Consider the following 2,311-nt stretch of genomic DNA (forward strand, 5'->3'; position numbering starts at 1 on the left):
GTGAAAATAAATACAGCTCTGGAATGTTCATTGGTCAGTCCCATTCCTGTGTATTTCATCAAACTCAATATTGAACTATAATATTTAAATATCAGGATTTTCATTAAATAATAATCAAAGTATTTATCGAGAATCCAATTTTTATTTCGGATTTCATAAATGTTGCACAACGGTTCGCGCATAACATAAGTGGCGACTTAAAATGCGCAAGTTTTTCGGTTAAACTTTAAGTTTCTAAAAATACAATAAGCTCTCGTTTTATAAATAAATTCGCCATTTTTGTTATGCGCTGTTGGGCTTTCGTTTTTATATTCCAGAATCTAATTTATTCGGATTTTGTCTGGTATCAAAAATCGTTACAACATTTATTCGTTTGGAATTAAACCTATAATAAAGTGTCGTTTGTTTAGTTATAACACAACGCCTTAATTTTTTTCCTTTCTTAGATTCAGGAAAAATCTCAGGCTGATTTCTTATTATTTCAATGTTGTGGTCAAGCTTTTGAATAAATTCAATTTTTATTTTTTCTGACCACTTTTCGGTAAGATATTCAAAAAGTTTTTCTAATTTTTTTTCAGCAGTTTTTGAGATTATAACTTTTCTTTTCACTTATCTGTGTTTTTGCATAAAAGAATCATAATCGACAATTTCTCCATTCTCAATTTCAATTGATGCTTTTTCAATTTCTTTTTTTTGCTCAGGCGAAAGTTCATCCCAAAAATCAAATACCTTGTTTTGCTTAAAAATCTTTTTTACAGATTTGATAATATTTAGGTTTTCTGTTTCTAATAAAAGTTTAGCGAGTTGTATTTTTTCAGCTTGAATATCCATAGGATTAATTTATATATCAAAAATAATAAATATAATTTGTAAACGATAATTTTTTTCAAATGAAGCCCAACGGATTGGTGTATGGTTAGTGGCGACTAAAAATACACGAACCTTGTTTATTCAATCGTAAAATTAGCAAAAAAATTCGGACTTATCAATTTAGCCCAAACCTCGCCATTAACTATACACCGTGTTAGCTACCGTTTTTAGTTCATCTAGATTTTTTATGTTTTTGCCATTTCCTTCAAATGGATACTTTTCAAACGGATTTTGATTTACATATTTAAACTCTTTAGATTTTAATTTTTCATTTAAATGTTCATCTTTAAAAGAGTAGCCAGAAATAAATAATTTATCTGACCTAATCATTACTTCTGAAAAATTTTGAAATAATTTTTTAAATAGAATATCATTCCCTATTGTATCTAATTTCTTTGTCCCGGTTATAAATTTGGGGACAATATCGTAATTATAATTCTGTAGTATTTTTTTTGTATTTGGGTTTATTCTTATGGAATTATGTTTTGTATAATAATCTGATGTCATATAATAATCATAATTATCAGTTGGTCTTAAGGTCATTCCAATTTGCTCATAATGTCTAAATTGAAAAAAATCTAAACTCCCGTGAAGTTTATGTATTTTAATTTTCTCGTTGAAATTATTATTGAAAAATGGAACTGATTTATCATTATGGCTTATTGGGGAATTTTCAATATTAAAGCCTTTAGAATATTTTAATCCGTTTAGATCAAAAACTCTTTCTAATAATAAGTCATGATTTAAAGTGAAAATATCTAAAGCTTCAAATTGAGATATAAATTCAACAAATCCTTTATAAATCTCCTTAATTTCAGCATCGGTTTTTGGTATTACCGAAAGAATATCTCCAATCAAATAGTTTAGAATAGCACTTACTTTATGGAATTGTTTGTGGTCGAAAGCAAACAAGTAGTTTTTATAGTATTCTTTATGTTTCTTTTCGAGAAAAAAAGGCTTGTCAGTCAGAAGCGATTTTTTTGACTTTTCAAATAACTTCTCAACCCAATCAGAGTTGGCAAAATTGTCAATTATGTATTGATAAAAATCTTCATAGTAAACAAAACTACCTCGTTTAGTAACATAGCTTTTTACTAATTCATTGAAAACATAGGAATATGCAATATAGTCATAATTCAATCTACCATTATGAATAAAAGTTTCATCTTTATCGTCAATCCAAAACCATTCACTTGAAGATGCAGATAAGAGTTTTTCTCTTAAATCACGATCGAATCTGTCAGCTATTGAACTTGCAGTTGGCATTTCAGCGTTTGCTGAAAATCCTGCTCCTAAAATTACTGTTAAATGGTTTTCCATATTTTTTTTTGCAAATGGTAGCTAACGTTTTTGTATAACCGCAGTTATTACGGATTTAAAAGTAATGAATTTCAGTTACAAAACCCAAGTGAGCAAATACGAGTTGATTCGGCTTGTAGTC

The 2,311-nt window shown here is 28.0% G+C and carries 3 protein-coding genes; all 3 read right to left on the reverse strand.

Features of this window, described 5'->3' with window-relative positions; genetic code table 11:
* Window positions 1-306: 306 nt before the first annotated feature.
* The 3 genes from BUB82_RS11555 to BUB82_RS11565 all read right to left on the reverse strand — a co-directional run bounded on the left by BUB82_RS11555 (window position 307) and on the right by BUB82_RS11565 (window position 2,190).
* Window positions 307-609 carry a type II toxin-antitoxin system RelE/ParE family toxin gene (locus BUB82_RS11555; protein ID WP_073193780.1) on the reverse strand — a complete coding sequence of 101 codons (303 nt, stop codon included), beginning with the start codon at window positions 607-609 and terminating at the stop codon, window positions 307-309.
* On the reverse strand, window positions 610-831 hold the full coding sequence (locus BUB82_RS11560; protein ID WP_073193781.1) for a hypothetical protein: 222 nt from the start codon (window positions 829-831) through the stop codon (window positions 610-612).
* 177 nt (window positions 832-1,008) lie between these two features.
* Window positions 1,009-2,190: an SIR2 family protein gene (locus BUB82_RS11565; RefSeq protein WP_073193782.1), complete on the reverse strand. Its 1,182-nt coding sequence runs from the start codon at window positions 2,188-2,190 to the stop codon at window positions 1,009-1,011.
* Window positions 2,191-2,311: the final 121 nt, after the last annotated feature.

The sequence above is a fragment of the Psychroflexus salarius genome (assembly GCF_900129035.1).
GTDB lineage: Bacteria > Bacteroidota > Bacteroidia > Flavobacteriales > Flavobacteriaceae > Psychroflexus > Psychroflexus salarius.